The organism is Burkholderia mycopellens (genome assembly GCF_964265025.1).
Lineage (GTDB): Bacteria > Pseudomonadota > Gammaproteobacteria > Burkholderiales > Burkholderiaceae > Burkholderia.
Map to the genome: position 1 here is coordinate 1 of NZ_OZ183802.1, position 15982 is coordinate 15982.

11 protein-coding genes and 1 rRNA gene are annotated in these 15982 nt (G+C 57.8%); 5 read left to right on the plus strand and 7 right to left on the minus strand.

Features of this window, described 5'->3' with window-relative positions:
- Positions 1-111 precede the first annotated feature (111 nt).
- The 3 genes from dnaA to gyrB all read left to right on the plus strand — a co-directional run bounded on the left by dnaA (position 112) and on the right by gyrB (position 5631).
- Complete coding sequence (dnaA, locus tag ACPTTC_RS00005; protein WP_423391210.1) at positions 112-1689, plus strand: chromosomal replication initiator protein DnaA; 1578 nt, start codon at positions 112-114, stop codon at positions 1687-1689.
- Between the two features lie 169 nt (positions 1690-1858).
- Entirely contained in the window at positions 1859-2965 is a 1107-nt protein-coding gene (gene dnaN, locus ACPTTC_RS00010; RefSeq protein ID WP_006756934.1) for a DNA polymerase III subunit beta, read from the plus strand.
- A gap of 191 nt (positions 2966-3156) precedes the next feature.
- Positions 3157-5631: a DNA topoisomerase (ATP-hydrolyzing) subunit B gene (gyrB, locus tag ACPTTC_RS00015; RefSeq protein WP_423391211.1), complete on the plus strand. Its 2475-nt coding sequence runs from the start codon at positions 3157-3159 to the stop codon at positions 5629-5631.
- Positions 5632-5940: 309 nt separating this feature from the next.
- Here gyrB and ACPTTC_RS00020 read toward each other — a convergent pair whose 3' ends face one another.
- From ACPTTC_RS00020 to ACPTTC_RS00045, 6 genes are all read right to left on the minus strand, one after another.
- Positions 5941-7401 (minus strand): N-6 DNA methylase, encoded by a 1461-nt coding sequence (locus ACPTTC_RS00020; RefSeq protein ID WP_226201527.1) that lies wholly within the window; start codon positions 7399-7401, stop codon positions 5941-5943.
- Position 7402: 1 nt separating this feature from the next.
- Positions 7403-8215: a hypothetical protein gene (locus ACPTTC_RS00025; RefSeq protein ID WP_423391212.1), complete on the minus strand. Its 813-nt coding sequence runs from the start codon at positions 8213-8215 to the stop codon at positions 7403-7405.
- Complete coding sequence (locus ACPTTC_RS00030) at positions 8212-9963, minus strand: AAA family ATPase (RefSeq protein ID WP_423391213.1); 1752 nt, start codon at positions 9961-9963, stop codon at positions 8212-8214. Before ACPTTC_RS00030 ends, ACPTTC_RS00025 begins: the two co-directional genes overlap by 4 nt.
- Before the next feature lie 2 nt (positions 9964-9965).
- A complete protein-coding gene (locus ACPTTC_RS00035; protein WP_226201524.1) occupies positions 9966-11732 on the minus strand; it encodes a restriction endonuclease subunit S in 1767 nt (588 codons plus the stop codon).
- Between the two features lie 469 nt (positions 11733-12201).
- On the minus strand, positions 12202-12588 hold the full coding sequence (locus ACPTTC_RS00040) for a type II toxin-antitoxin system RelE/ParE family toxin (RefSeq protein ID WP_423391214.1): 387 nt from the start codon (positions 12586-12588) through the stop codon (positions 12202-12204).
- Between the two features lie 16 nt (positions 12589-12604).
- Positions 12605-12907 carry a type II toxin-antitoxin system Phd/YefM family antitoxin gene (locus tag ACPTTC_RS00045; RefSeq protein ID WP_226201522.1) on the minus strand — a complete coding sequence of 101 codons (303 nt, stop codon included), beginning with the start codon at positions 12905-12907 and terminating at the stop codon, positions 12605-12607.
- A 355-nt stretch (positions 12908-13262) separates the two neighbouring features.
- Here ACPTTC_RS00045 and ACPTTC_RS00050 point away from each other — a divergent pair, with 355 nt between their 5' ends.
- Complete coding sequence (locus tag ACPTTC_RS00050) at positions 13263-14801, plus strand: IS3 family transposase (protein ID WP_423391215.1); 1539 nt, start codon at positions 13263-13265, stop codon at positions 14799-14801.
- A 428-nt stretch (positions 14802-15229) separates the two neighbouring features.
- The gene (locus ACPTTC_RS00055; protein ID WP_226201518.1) at positions 15230-15562 is read left to right on the plus strand and encodes a hypothetical protein; all 333 of its coding nucleotides are present in this window, start codon (positions 15230-15232) and stop codon (positions 15560-15562) included.
- 243 nt (positions 15563-15805) lie between these two features.
- Here ACPTTC_RS00055 and rrf read toward each other — a convergent pair.
- Positions 15806-15918, minus strand: a 5S ribosomal RNA gene (gene rrf / locus ACPTTC_RS00060).
- Positions 15919-15982: the final 64 nt, after the last annotated feature.

The following is a 15982-nucleotide window of genomic DNA, read 5'->3' on the forward strand; positions in this document are numbered from 1 at the left end:
GTGACGCAGGCGTCCGAGGCACGCTCGCACGACCGCTTCGGGCCTTGTCGCGCCATCGCGACAAGGGCGCCGGCGAGCCGCGCTGTGCATGCAAAAAACGACAGCTACTTGATGAACGATTTCTGGCAACACTGTTCCGCACTGCTGGAGCGCGAGCTGACGCCCCAGCAGTACGTGACGTGGATCAAACCCTTGGCCCCGGTGGCCTTCGATGCGTCGGCGAACACGCTGTCCATCGCCGCGCCGAACCGCTTCAAGCTGGACTGGGTCAAGAGCCAGTTTTCGGGCCGGATCTCCGATCTGGCCCGGGATTTCTGGAACGCGCCGATCGAAGTCCAGTTCGTCCTCGATCCGAAGGCCGGCATGCGCAGCGCCGCGACGGGCGCCACATCGGCCGCCGCCCCGCGCGCGCCGCTGCAACCGGGCGGCCCGGCCGCCGCGGTGGCTGCGATCGCCGCGAACCTGAGCGCGAATGCCGCCGCTGCGCCCGCCGCGCCGGCCGACGTGCCGATGACGCCGTCGGCGGCCGCCGCGCACCACCTGAACGCCGACGACGCCGACATCGACCTGCCGAGCCTGCCCGCGCACGAGGCGGCTGCCGGCCGCCGCACATGGCGACCGGGCCCCGGTGCGGCCCCCGCCAACGGCGAAGCCGATTCGATGTACGAGCGCTCGAAGCTGAACCCCGTGCTCACGTTCGACAACTTCGTGACCGGTAAGGCGAACCAGTTGGCGCGCGCCGCCGCGATCCAGGTCGCGGACAACCCCGGCATCTCGTACAACCCGCTGTTCCTGTACGGCGGCGTCGGCCTCGGCAAGACCCACCTGATCCACGCGATCGGCAACCAGCTGCTACTCGACAAGGCCGGCGCGCGGATCCGCTACATCCACGCCGAGCAATACGTGTCGGACGTGGTGAAGGCGTACCAGCGCAAGGCGTTCGACGACTTCAAGCGCTACTACCACTCGCTCGACCTGCTGCTGATCGACGATATCCAGTTCTTCTCCGGCAAGTCGCGCACGCAAGAGGAATTCTTCTACGCGTTCGAGGCGCTGGTCGCGAACAAGGCGCAGGTGATCATCACCAGCGACACCTATCCGAAGGAAATCTCGGGCATCGACGATCGCCTGATCTCGCGCTTCGACTCGGGCCTCACCGTCGCGATCGAGCCGCCCGAGCTGGAAATGCGCGTCGCGATCCTGATGCGCAAGGCGCAGTCGGAAGGCGTGAACCTGTCGGAAGACGTCGCGTTCTTCGTCGCGAAGCACCTGCGCTCAAACGTGCGCGAACTCGAGGGCGCGCTGCGCAAGATCCTCGCGTATTCGAAGTTCCACGGCCGCGAGATCTCGATCGAGCTGACCAAGGAAGCGCTGAAGGACCTGCTGACCGTGCAGAACCGGCAGATTTCGGTCGAGAACATCCAGAAGACCGTCGCCGACTTCTACAACATCAAGGTCGCCGACATGTATTCGAAGAAGCGCCCCGCGAACATCGCGCGGCCGCGGCAGATCGCGATGTACCTCGCGAAGGAACTCACGCAGAAGAGCTTGCCGGAAATCGGCGAGCTGTTCGGCGGGCGCGATCACACCACCGTGCTGCACGCCGTGCGCAAGATCGCCGACGAGCGCAGCAAGGACGCGCAGCTCAACCACGAGCTGCACGTGCTGGAACAGACGCTGAAGGGCTGAGCGCGCGGGCGCGCTTGATAATTCCGCCTCCGCCCCAATTTAAGGGGGGCGGTTCGGTTTTGAGGCACAATACTGGTTTGACCGCTCCGGCGGTGGCGGGCCAAGAGCCCGGCCGGCGGGGCGCTGCGTGGCTGCTGCGCTGCAGGCCGTTACTCAACGAAGGAACTCTATGCAACTGGTCAAGACCGAACGAGACACCCTCCTCAGGCCGCTGCAAACGGTCAGCGGCATCGTCGAACGCCGCCATACGTTGCCGATCCTTGCCAACCTGCTGATCACCAAGAACGGCCCGGACGTTTCATTCCTGTCGACCGACCTGGAGCTGCAGATCACCACGCGCGCCGATTTCGGCGTCGGCGGCGACCAGGTGGCCACCACCGTCGCGGCCCGCAAGCTGCTCGACATCCTGCGTGCGATGCCTGACGGCCAGGTCACGCTGTCGCTCGCCGACAAGCGCCTCACCGTTCAATCCGGCAAGAGCCGTTTCGCACTGCAGACGCTGGCGGCCGACGAGTTCCCGACCGTCGCGCAGGCGAAGGATTTCGGCGCCACCCTCACCGTCCCGCAGAAGTCGTTCCGCCAGCTGCTCGGCATGGTGCACTTCGCGATGGCGCAGCAGGACATCCGCTACTACCTGAACGGCATGCTGCTCGTCGTCGACGGCGACCAGCTGATGGCCGTGGCCACCGACGGCCACCGCCTCGCGTTCTCGTCGATGAAGCTCGAAGGCGGCACGTTCGGCCGCCAGGAAGTCATCGTGCCGCGCAAGACGATTCTCGAGCTGCAACGCCTGCTCGAAGACATCGACGACACCGTCACCATCGACATCGCGCAAACCCAGGCCAAGTTCACGTTCGGCCAGGTCGAGCTCGTGTCGAAACTCGTCGAGGGCAAGTTCCCCGACTTCCAGCGCGTGATCCCGAAGGCGCACAAGAACACGTTCGAGATCGGCCGTGAAGAACTGCAGCGTTCGCTGCAACGTGCGGCAATCCTGACCTCGGACAAATTCAAGGGCGTGCGCTGCATCATCGCACCGGGCCAGTTGAAGATCATGTCGACCAACGCCGATCAGGAAGAGGCGCAGGAAGAACTGGAAATCGCCTACCAGGGCGATACCGTCGACATCGGCTTCAACGTCACGTATCTGCTCGACGTGCTCGCGAACCTGAAGGTCGACACCGTACAGGTGAGCCTCGGCGACGCCAGCTCGAGCGCGCTGATCACCGTGCCCGAGAACGACGAGTTCAAGTATGTCGTGATGCCGATGCGCATCTGACGCGCTCGACATCGCGACACACACCAGGGGGCGGCAAGCCCCTTTGGCGTTTTTATGGCGAACCGACAACCCGTCCCTTTGGTGCCCTAACGGCACCTCGGACGGGCCAGGAAACTGGAGCGGCCCGGCGATTTCTCGCTGAAACGCACCGCGCCGCCACGAGAGTGGCCCCGCAGAACCGGAAGATATCCATGAGTGAACAGCACAATTCGCAACCCGATAACAGCAGCTACGGCGCCTCGTCGATCCAGATCCTCGAAGGTCTGGAAGCGGTGCGCAAGCGCCCCGGGATGTACATCGGCGACACGTCGGACGGCACCGGTCTGCATCACCTCGTGTTCGAGGTGCTCGACAACTCGATCGACGAAGCGCTGGCCGGGTACTGCAACGACATCCAGGTGACGATTCACGTCGACAACTCGATTACCGTGACCGACAACGGCCGCGGGATTCCGACCGACGTGAAGATGAACGACAAGCACGAACCGAAGCGCAGCGCCGCCGAGATCGTGATGACCGAGCTGCACGCCGGCGGCAAGTTCGACCAGAACAGCTACAAGGTGTCCGGCGGCCTGCACGGCGTGGGCGTGTCGTGCGTGAACGCGCTGTCGAGCTGGCTGCGCCTCACCGTGCGCCGCAACGGCAAGAAGCATTTCATGGAGTTCCATCGCGGCATCGCGCAGGAGCGCGTGCTCGAGACGGTGGACGGTGTGGAAGTGTCGCCGATGCTGGTGACCGGCGACACCGAGAACCGCGGCACCGAAGTGCACTTCATGGCTGATCCGACCATTTTCGGCACGGTCGAGTATCACTACGACATCCTCGCGAAGCGCATGCGCGAGCTTTCGTTCCTGAACAACGGCGTGCGGATTCGTCTCACCGACCTGCGCTCGGGCAAGGAAGACGATTTCGCGTTCGCCGGCGGTGTGAAGGGCTTCGTCGAGTACATCAACAAGACGAAGACCAACCTGCACCCGACGGTTTTCCACGCGATCGGCGAGAAGGACGGCGTGGGGGTGGAAGTCGCGATGCAGTGGAACGACAGCTACAACGAGAACGTGCTGTGCTTCACGAACAACATTCCGCAGCGCGACGGCGGCACGCACCTGACCGGCCTGCGGGCCGCGATGACGCGCGTCATCAACAAGTACATCACCGACAACGAAATCGCGAAGAAGGCCAAGGTCGAGACGACCGGCGACGACATGCGCGAAGGGCTGTCGTGCGTGCTTTCCGTGAAGGTGCCGGAGCCGAAGTTCAGCTCGCAGACGAAGGACAAGCTGGTTTCGTCCGAAGTGCGGGCGCCGGTTGAGGAAGTCGTGGCCAAGGCGCTGGAAGAGTTCCTGCTGGAAACGCCGATCGACGCGAAGATCATCTGCGGGAAGATCGTCGAAGCCGCGCGTGCGCGCGATGCGGCACGGAAGGCTCGCGAGATGACGCGCCGCAAGGGCGTGCTCGACGGCGTCGGCCTGCCGGGCAAGCTCGCGGACTGCCAGGAGAAAGACCCGGCGAAGTGCGAAATCTACATCGTCGAGGGCGACTCGGCAGGCGGCTCGGCCAAGCAAGGGCGCGACCGCAAGTTCCAGGCGATCCTGCCGCTGCGCGGCAAGGTGCTGAACGTCGAGAAGGCGCGCTACGACAAGCTGCTGTCGTCGGAGCAGATCGTGACGCTGGTCACGGCGCTCGGGTGCGGGATCGGCAAGGACGATTACAACCTCGACAAGCTGCGCTATCACCGCATCATCATCATGACCGACGCGGACGTCGACGGTGCGCACATCCGGACGCTGCTGCTCACGTTCCTCTATCGCCAAATGCCGGACATGATCGAGCGCGGGTACGTGTATATCGCGCAGCCGCCGCTTTACAAGATCAAGGCGGGCAAGGACGAGCGGTATCTGAAGGATGATGTGGAGCTGAACGCGCATATGCTGCGGTTGGCGCTGCAAGGGTCGGAGCTGGTGCCTGGGGAGAATGCGGCGGCGATTTCCGGCGATGCGCTCGGGGAGCTGGCGCGGTCGTATCTGCTGTCGCAGAGCGTGATCGATCGGTTGAGCCGGTTGTATGACCCGGCGGCGCTCGAGGCGATCATGGATGGCGTGTCGATCGATCTTTCCAACGAGGCTTCGACGGAGGCTTCGGCGAAGGCTCTTCACGCTGCGTTGCATGACGAGGCGTTGAAGAACGAAGTGCGCGTGGTGCCTGCGTATGACGCGGTTCGGGAACAGCGGTCGCTGCATGTCGAACGTACCCATCACGGGAATGTGCGGGTTTCGGTTATCGATCAGGAGTTCCAGCACACGGCGGATTATCAACAGCTCGTGGCTACTGCGAATACGTTTACGGGGCTTATTGGGGAAGGGGCGGTTATCAAGCGTGGTGAGCGCAGTATGGCTGTTACCGACTTCAAGAGCGCGATGAAGTGGCTGCTGGCGGATGCCGAGCGGAATGTGTCGAAGCAGCGCTATAAGGGGCTCGGGGAGATGAACCCAGGGCAGCTGTGGGAAACGACGATGGATCCGGCCGTGCGGCGACTGCTGCGCGTGCAGATCGAGGACGCGATTGCTGCGGATGGGATCTTTACTACGCTCATGGGGGATGATGTGGAGCCGCGGCGGGCGTTTATTGAGAGCAATGCGTTGCGGGCGGGGAATATTGACGTTTGATTTGCCTTGTCGACCATAGGGCGCCAGTGTAAGTGTAGCTAGCGCCACTGTCGTGCAATTGAACGGCGAAGCCTAGCGACTGACCTATCATTGAATCGAAGAAGCAACTTCGAAGCGAGACAAAAACTGAAAAAGGCCTTGATGTTCAAGGCCTTTTCCTTTTCGGCAAACACCCAACGAGCTATGTCGGGATATGTGCCGAACGCTATGCAGAGTTTTATGTTTGCATAACCTCTTATCAACGAATTCGAGCCAGAGAAAGCAACTCTTTTAGAGTTACAAGGCGCGTCTGACAGCACTCGACCGGGCTCAATCAGCCTGGAGCCCAATTGCCACATCTCGGAAGCACGCTAGCGCGGCCTCCAAATGCTCAATAATTTCCTGTTGCAGCACATCCGGAGGCGGTAGGTCATCCAGGTTGTCCAGGCTGTTGTCCCTGAGCCAGAAGATGTCCAAGCTCGCCTTGTCCCGAGCGATCAACTCGTCATACTGGTAGAACTTGAAACGCTCTGTCTCTTTCCGCTCATGACGATTATCGGGGTGGTAGCAGGTAATGAAGTCCTGTAGATCATCCCGCTTGAGCGGCCTCGTCTTCAACGTGAAGTGCTTGTTGGTACGCATGTCGTAGAACCACACTCCCTTAGTATGGATACAACCATCCTGGGGTGCATTATCGAAGAACACCACGTTCGCCTTAACGCCCTGCGCATAGAAAATGCCAGTGGGTAGGCGCAGAATTGTGTGTACATCACAGGTCTCCAACAATTTTCGACGAATCTTTTCTCCGGTACCACCCTCGAATAGCACGTTGTCGGGTAGTACCACGGCGGCCTTGCCGTCCACCTTAAGCATACTCACAATGTGCTGCAGAAAGTTGAGTTGCTTGTTCGACGTGGTTTCCCAGAAGTCCGGGCGCTCATAGGTGAGCGCATCACGGTCTTCCTCTCCTTCCTCGTTCGTGATGGTCATACTGCTCTTCTTCCCGAAGGGCGGGTTGGCGAGCACATAGTCCACCTTCATCTCGGGCCCTGCAGTCAGGGCGTCTGAACGATCAATCGAGGGCTCCCCTTCCAATTCGCCGATGTCGTGTAGAAATAAGTTCATCAGACACAAGCGACGCGTGTTAGGCACGATCTCGTTGCCGTGGAAAGTCGCAACGCGCAGGAATTCCTTCTGCCGCTTGCTTAGCTTGGCACCAGGGCGGGTCAACCAATTGTAAGCCCCCAGGAAGAAGCCACCCGTGCCACAGGCCGGGTCGGCAATGGTCTTGCCGGGCACCGGGCGCATGCATTCCACCATCGCCTGGATGACGGGGCGCGGCGTGAAATATTGACCGGCACCACTCTTGGTGTCTTCTGCATTCTTCTGCAGCAACCCCTCATATAGATCACCCTTGGTGTCGGTGTCCATGCCCACCCAGCTTTGCTCATCGATCATCTGCACCAGGCGCGAAAGCTTCGCCGGATCATGGATCTTGTGCTGAGCCTTGAAGAAGATGGCGCCCAACATACCCGTGCCCTGTCCCAGCTTGTGCAGCGTAGCCAGGTAATGCGCTTCCAGAGACTCGCCGGCTTTTTTGCGCAGGCTGGCCCAGTCGTAGCCTTTCGGGATGTGCGTGTTGCGGTTGTAAGGCTCCTGCGCATACTCGTGCGCCATCTTCAGAAACAGCAGGTAGGTGAGCTGTTCCAGGTAATCGCCGTAGCCCACGCCATCATCACGCAGCGTGTGGCAAAAATTCCAGACTTTCTGGATGAGGCCACTTGTGTTCACTTCAGGCCTCTAAAAGTTCTTGTATCCATGGGTGTGCGTCACTGCGCTGCCCGCGCAGCAAAAAGTGCATGTCGCCGCTGTAGGGCGACTCGCGGTCGATCGCGCGGCGCAACCGAGCCGCCATAGCCTTGAAGTCCGCCGCTCGGGCAGCATCATGGGTAGCCAATTCAAACATACGTTTGCCCTCATCCACATCGGCCATCAACTGGACCGCAGCCGCGTGTCGGCGCTTGCAAGTGGGCTCGTAATGAAGGTGATAAATCTCGATGGACGCTTCAGCACGCCGCTTAGCAACGGCATCTGTGCCTGCTGCACATGGTTGACCGTTTTCTTGATGGCATCCCAGCAGACGCCAATCAGAAATTTCGCAAGGGTCTAGCAGCAGCGGTTGCTCCACAGCGACCGCACCGACGGCATAAACACGCTGGGCTTCGTCGACCAAGGGAAACCGGTCAGCCTTCCCACCAGCTGTTCCGTTTTCTAGATCCTTCCTCCGACTGTTGCAGTAGGTGCACGCGTAGCGAAAGTTGCTCTCATCAAAGGCCATCCATCGATAGCCCGCGTGCGGGTTGGCGGCATCGCTGACCTTGCCCTTTGGACGGAAATGATCAACGGCGTTGTCCGAACGGTCTACCGCTGTTTCGCAATACCAGCATTTGCCGTGCAGCAGATTAGCAAGCCCATCTTTGAGTTCGCGCCAAACAGCACTGTAATCGTTCGGATCTGCTCCATTCGCTACGGCTTGCGAAGCCGTTTGTGCACGCTCAAGCCATCCGGCCGGCTTCACCAGCTTTGTACGGTCCACATACCTCAAGACGCTGTCCCCTGCGAAGAGTTTGCTTCGTCAGCCAGTAATTCCGCAATTAGCTGTTTGGCCAAATGTTCTCGCTCAGTGCGAGACATTTGCACCACGTTCTTGGCTAGCTCCTTGGGTTGCTCCGTCTTGAACTGCTGCACAAGCAACTCATTGCGCAAACGCAGATATCGGGAATACTCATCGTCAGGATGGAAGAATCGAAAGCCAAGCCTGTCAAGCTGTGCGTTGAGAACGTCCAACTCCCGCTGCTCGTCTGATGTGAGCTCATCCTTTGCGGCGAACGCTCGCTGAGTCTCCAAAAGCTCCTGGGTCGGCTGGTCGAGTGAAGATGCGATACCAAACATGTCGCTCGTCACAATTGCTGCATAGCCCATACCACGTGGCGCCATTTCTGGATAGCAAGCGACGATCTGACGGAGCCCGTCCTGCTTGTGCATGCGCAGGATCTGCACCTGCTCGCGATCTAGCTCAGCAATGGCCAACGGATTGTGTGTGGTCAGCAGAATGTGGCTTGTTTCTTGCTGCTTTGTGCTGCTGGCAATGAACTTCTTCAGATAAGAGATGTAATCCACGCTCCAACGCGGATTCAAGTGCGTATCTGGTTCATCCAGTAAGAAAAGACTCTCCTCCTCTGCGGTAAAACGCAGTAGACCCAAAACCGTAAGCAGCTGTTGCTCCCCCTCGCTAAGTTCCCGGAAAGTCACGCTACCATCGTTCTTCTTCAGGCGCACCCTAATACGCACCTCTTCGATCAACTCAGAAACGTATGTGCTTTCAAGATCACGGAAAAAATGTGCTGGCAATTGCTCCCCGACTAATCGTCGGAGAGCATCAATGTCCTTAACGAAGAGATACTGAAACTCTGTTGTTTCCTTATTCCAGAGTGTGATTTGCTTGTCTCTCTTGATCCGAATAGGGGCCAAGGCAATACTCTGAAGTCGGTCCAAGAATATTTGAACAACGCCTTTAGCACCCCAAAATCTTTCGTCACCAGCGACATCAACATTCTTTCTCCCACGTCGCTTGCTCCAGCCAGGCTGTTTTAAAACAAATAGAACCGATTCAATGCCTTCATCCGGATCAATCCCCATATCGTTCTCGAGGAGATCGCGAACTTCCGTGGATTGTTTGATCATGAAGGCCAGCAACACAAACTGACTGTGTACCGGCAAGGCATAAAACAGTCGTTTCAAGCCCGGATCTTCTCCGTTCCGGAGCTTGCTGTCGTAGGTTTCCAGGTAGGGGCGGAATACCTCGTGCATACGCGGGCTTTCGCCCGAGTAGTAGCTGAACACATACCGCGGCAGATACTCGGCATCTGAATTCAAAAAGGCCGTGAGCTTGATCGGCTCACCCTGCGGTGCCTCGCCTGCCTCGTCTCCAAAATCCAATGAGTGGCGGACCGTATTATTCTGCTCGATCTGGCGTGCATTAGCGACGTGGATCAGAAAAGCATCTTTCTCACGATCCGGATCGGCATCAATATGGACACGGCGCAAGTTTTCACCCGCCCCCATGCGATAGGCCAGTCGAAAGGCAAAGTCAGGGGTGCGCTTCTTGGCGATCAGGTCGCGGAAGATAATCGCTAACGCCTCCAGCACATTCGACTTACCGGTACCATTCCAACCAATCACTACTGTCACCCAGTGATCTTGATCGAAGTCGATAGTGACGTTCTTTAGGTTCTTGAACTGGTGCGTTGCACTGTCCTTGACACTGCCAATAGTGAGCTTGTCTAGACGCATGCTCAGTCCGCCAGCAGTTTCAGGTTGTCATAGAGCTTGCGACCTTGCGCGTCGACCACTGGCTCAATAGCCAAGCGACCAGCCTTGTCCAGCGCGCGTAGCTCGGCGAAAAGCACTTCGATCTGGTCAGTTAGCGCACCATCGGCTACACCACAGCGCCGAAATGCCTCTTGCGCAGGTAACCAGTCACCCGTTTTTGCGAGCACGTCGATCAGTCGGCTCATCACGGTGGCGATCTCCTTTTTCTGTTTGGTCTTTCGAGCCTTAGGTTGCTTGGCGCGCTCCGCCCTTTCTGCGAGAACGCGTTCCAGTAGCCCATCGACCGGCTCATCGTCTGGGTCTTGCTGCACTAGCTGACCGGTGAAGGCAGCGCGAAGGATGTTTTGGCGTTGGGCGCCCGATTGCTTCATGGCCAAGTCTGTCACCTGTTGCTGGCGGTCCAGGCTTTCCAATTGTGCCTGGATCTGGACAAGCGCCTCTTGCTGCTCCGTAGCTGGTGCAACCGGCACAGGGAACCTCCTGAGGTTGGTCATGTTGATCGACGCGAGGTTAGTGGTCTGCTTACCGGCGTTCTGGAACCACAACTTTCCGAACGTGTTTCCGTGATGCGATATCAACTCCGGCAGTAAGTCAGGCAAGTAGGGCCTCATTCGGAAAACGTGATTCTGGTGAATGCACTGTACAAGCTCGTCACGCCACACCCAGCCTCGCCCCAACTTATCTCTGTCACCACCTTCATTGAACAGGACGTCTCCGCTCTTCAAAGTTAGCTCTTCGATATCGCGCTCAGTCGCAAATATGGTTTTGACTTCGGATAGATCGAGGTAACCACGCTGCACATTCGCAACCCGCAAGTACGGTACCTCGCGAACAAGCACACTGCCACCGCGCTTAGTGCCTTTAGCAACGCCAGACACAATCTCACCTAACATGTCCAAGCTCGCCCATACCCAACCCTCAGGAAGTACCGGCAAGTTGGTGGTATCCGGCTGCACTGGCTCGGGATACTTCATTCGCCAGTCTTTGGGTGGGACTTTACCTTGCTCCTCGAACTTAGCAAGTTGTGTAGCTTCCCATCGGGCCCGACGCTCTGCTAGGACACGTTGCAGCAGTTGGAGACCGGTCTCGGTGAGGGTGCCGAGCTTGCGCTTCGCTTGACGCCAGGGAGCAGTGAGCTCACCTTCAACGGCAGCCTTGAGCAGGGACTGTCGATATTGCTGCAGTTTCTTTTGCGCAGCCTTCAGTTCTTCCACACCGGCATCGAGGTCAGATAGCAGTTCTTCGAGTTTGGCGACGATGCGGGTTTGTTCGGCGCGAGGCGCAACGGGTATAACGAATGCTTTGATGTCTCCGAGGTAGATATTTTTTTGGGTGATGCCAGTACCCAAAAGGCTGAGCTCGTAGCGCTTCGATCGCAGGTAATGAAAAAGATAAAGTGGGTCAAACGCTTGTTCGTCAGGCAACGCACATGCAATGGCCTGATTAGTTGTTGACGGTCGCTTTGTAATACCTAGCTTGCCAATGGAACCGTAAAGAGCAACGAGAACAGTACCTTCTGGCACGAGCTTGGCCGCACTGTTCAGAATACCCGCTTTAGTCAAGCTCTCTGCAGTGCGAAAGACTACACCATCATTCAAGTCGGAGATCGTTATCCACGGAAATTCACCGCCGAAATAGGACGGTTCAGAACGTCGCGGAGTCCCACCACTAATCCATTCACAAAGCTCATCAAGGCGCGCAAGCTTCCAGGCCTTCGGTAGTTCACTCACGCCGTCAACTCCTCATTCATATCATTCATCATCGTGTTCAGCTCTTTGCCGAACAAACCCATCCTTCTGCACGCCCCTTAGTCGGCGAGTTCGACACAATCAAGTCCTGGCGCAGGCACAAGCATGAACTCCCTATGCAGCCCTTCTCAAATCACCACCATTCTGTCCGCTCGTGTCCCAAGGGATACCGCACCATTCTCGGCCTAGCGCGGAGTCCGGATCTCCGTCACAGCGAAACATTCCCCCGCGTCATCCTTTTCCGCTTCGATCGCCCTACCGGATGTGCGATTGATGAACAGCACGTAGTCTTGTCTGGCTAGTATCGATGGAGCATTCGCGCGTGGCTTCACCCCGCCGGCCCGTCGAACCACACCATGTTTTGAATGATAGGGCCGACTTGTTCGCGCCCTTAGTCAATCCGTGACATGCTTCTGTTGCCGGTGGAACTATGCCCCTTTGGTCTATCTGCTCAGGTTGGCCAGTGTTTCGCCAAATCAAATGAAAGCTGTTGGTAATGATGGATCGATAGCAGATATACCGTGCCCTTAATTCGTCCATACAGCAACATGTAGCTCGCCATCATGTATTCGCGCAGTTCGCTACCATCCGCAACAGCGTTCAATTGTTCGGTCAGGCGAGCGACTCCGTTACTCGTCTCGACGGAGCGGACGGAGTGTTTGAGAAAGGGCCAACCCATACTTGAAAAGCGCTCCAGATTGGGGATGATTGTATTCGTCAACTCACCCACCAGCACCTCAAAGGCCTGCGGAACACCGGCTTCTCGCAGAAACACTTCGACTTCCTCAAGATTGCGCTCGAAGTTAGCAGTAAATTTGACTGTATGACGGGCTGTCACGGCTCGAATCAGATCGCTAGTCGGCTGCTCTAGTGGTGCGGCGCAGTCTGACGGAGGAGAGGACTCTGCGAGCCTCTTTGACATGACCTGCGGCCACGTCCGCTACCCCATTGCTGGCACCTGCAATCAACAGTAAGTGAATGCGTTCCCGCTCTAGCTGGTGGTAGTAATCCAGCCGCTGCGCATCGATGATGGCGACGTAGCTTTCGCCGTTCTTTGTAACGATCTTCTCTGCGCCGGCCTTTACCTGGTCTGCCAGTTCAGACAGATTCGCCCTCGCGTGAGACAGCGGGATCACATCACAAGCGGAGATGGACATGGCTTACTCCCTAGGCTGCTAACATGTACAGAATAGTGTACATGATACCGCAATTCTCCTGGTGCCGAGAAGATGGTGGCGATTGGGGACTTGGAGTGACCTCCCCGCGGAGCAGCTGTTCGAGCCTGCCGCGATTCCATATGCAACCACGATTTCGATATTTTTTTGTACGCAAGGAGTCATGACACCAGGTATTTCGGTGCAACGCAGGTTGCCGTAGATACGCATTAAGCTGAGCCATAAATCTCCCGCGTGCCTTCCACATATTCAGTCGGTGACGAATGAGTGTTGATGTCCGCACAGAACTGACCCACTGGGGATGCGGACCAAATCTTGGACTACCTGGAGGTAGTCCATGTATTCATACGAAGACCGCGTTCGGGCGGTCGAGCTGTACCTGAAGCTTGGCAAGCGCATCAAGGCGACAATCCGCCAGTTGGGTTACCCGACGAAGAATTCTCTCAAGGCATGGTGCGAGGAATTCGAGAACAGCGGCGATTTGCAGAAGGAGTATGTTCGCGGAAAGCAGAAGTATTCAGAAGAACAGAAGAACGTAGCACTTGAGCACTACGTCAACCACGGGCGCTGCTTCGCCTTCACCCTCAGGGAATTAGGCTATCCATGTCGCCAGATACTGACGGCGTGGGTTCGCGAGCGCTATCCGGAAACCAGGAGATGCGTGGTTGGCAAGGCAGGTCGACCGGTCGCGTCACTGGCGTCCAGGCAGGCCGCGGTGTACGAACTATGTACACGCGAAGGAAGTGCGCAGGCGTTGGCGCGAAAGCTGGACGTTGACAGGGTGACGTTGTACAACTGGAAGAACCAGTTACTCGGCCGAGAGGCCCCTGCATCCATGAAACGCGACAAGCGATCACCTGCGGAGACGGATCGGGACGAACTGGAGCGGCAGGTCGAAGGGCTCCGACGCGACATTCGCAATTTGCAGCTTGAACACGACCTGTTGAAGAAGGCGAATGAACTCCTAAAAAAAGACCTGGGCGTCGACCTGCCACTCCTGAGCAACCGGGAGAAGACAACGCTGGTTGACGCCCTGAGAGAAGAATACGGCTTGGCTGAGCTGCTTGCGCGGTTGGACCTAGCGCGCAGCTCCTATTTCTACCATCGGTCGCCCATACGGGTTGCCGACAAATATGCAGAAGTCCGTCGTACCGTTGCAGAGATCTTCGAGGACAATCACCGATCCTACGGCTATCGTCGGGTGCAGGCAGCGCTCGGCCGACAACGTGTGTTTCTATCGGAGAAGGTCGTGCGTCGGCTCATGAAACAAGGCGGCCTCCACGCAGCCAGGCCCAGGCGGCGCCGATACCGTTCTTATATCGGGGAAATCAGCCCTGCCCCAGATAACATCATCAATCGCGATTTCCGTGCTGACGCCCCCAACGAAAAGTGGGTGACCGATATCTCCGAGTTCCAGATTCCTGCGGGTAAGGTATATCTGTCGCCCATGATCGACTGCTTTGATGGCATGGTAGTCAGCTGGTCGATCGGCACAAGCCCTGACGCAGAACTCGTGAATACCATGTTAGACGCGGCTATCGAGACCGTGACTGAAGCAGATAAAACGCCGATCGTGCATTCCGATCGCGGTGGCCACTACCGTTGGCCTGGCTGGCTATCGCGGGTTGCAAAGGCTAATCTGATTCGATCCATGTCGCGTAAAGCCTGTTCCCCGGACAACGCAGCCTGTGAGGGATTCTTCGGCAGGCTGAAGACCGAGATGTTCTATCCAGGAGACTGGCGTTCGACGACCATCGCGGAGTTCATTGAGGTACTGAGCGCCTACATTCGCTGGTACAACGAGAAACGGATCAAGGGCTCGCTTGGCTATCTCAGCCCCATCGAGTACCGTGAAAGCCTGGGGCTAACGACGTAAATCAGTCCAAGAAAATAGCCGCATCCCCTTCTGGGGAAATTACGTCCGACGTTGACAAGTACGTCAGATCCGCCTCGAAAAGCTCCTCAATTGCCACCCGCTGCCGCTCGAACAGCTCTCGCGACGCACGCCGGCTCTGGTGCCAATCCATGAAGTCGCCAAACATTCTCTTCAAGTTCGACACATCAACTCCCGCCATTTGTCGACGATCTCGTATCTACCGATCGGCTAGTTCGAAGCCGTGCTGATTTATGAGATGCAATACGAACTAAACTTTCTATTGCGCCAGCGATAGGGAAGATCATTTCGCTCTGGAGCGCAAATACAAAAGGTAAACCGAAGAGAGCAGAGCAGTAAAAGCGCGGGCCGCATGGGCTGCCACCCACACGACCCGCTGACCACAACCAACTCACACCAGGAGTCGGAAGATGGCTAACGCCTATAGTAAGTCACGTCCCAAGAAGCTCAAACAGTATCCCGAGGTTGAGCTAACCCTCGGCAACAAGCCTGACCTTCCCCAGGATGGCCAACCGTACATGCCATGGATGCGCGCCATCGACGCGCATTTCGAGATGTTCGGATTCAAGCCGGGTGATCGCGTCTATCTTCGGTTCAGCTTTGCTTCCCGAAGGGTCATCATCACGCCCGACTACAGCGCGCTGAACTGGCGAGAGCAGCCCTATGGTGCAGCTGCCCAGGAAGAGGATAAGGACGAGGAAGACGCAGCGCTGGCCGCCTTGCGCGGCTCTACTGCCTGGTGATGGCTCGGCGTGAAGCACTTCGGCTCACGCGTTGACGCAAATGGTCTGCGGTGAGGCTGCAGGCAACTTCAACAATCGTCACAACAGACGAGAAGTTGCGTTCCGTCTTCTCCGCATCCTGCGGCATCGCGAGCATCAATGCGTGCAGCACGACATGCAGCCATGCCGAATACGCCGCGCGCATTTCCGCCGCTGAAATGCAAAAACCCCCGCCTTTCGGGCGGGGGTTCTTGGCTTGAGGGAGCCTGACGATTACCTACTTTCACACGGGAATCCGCACTATCATCGGCGTAGAGTCGTTTCACGGTCCTGTTCGGGATGGGAAGGGGTGGGACCGACTCGCTATGGTCATCAGGCAAAGAGGGTTGTTGTGCTGGCTTCGCAGCACAACCAATCTGGGAAGAAGCAGTAATTGAGGTT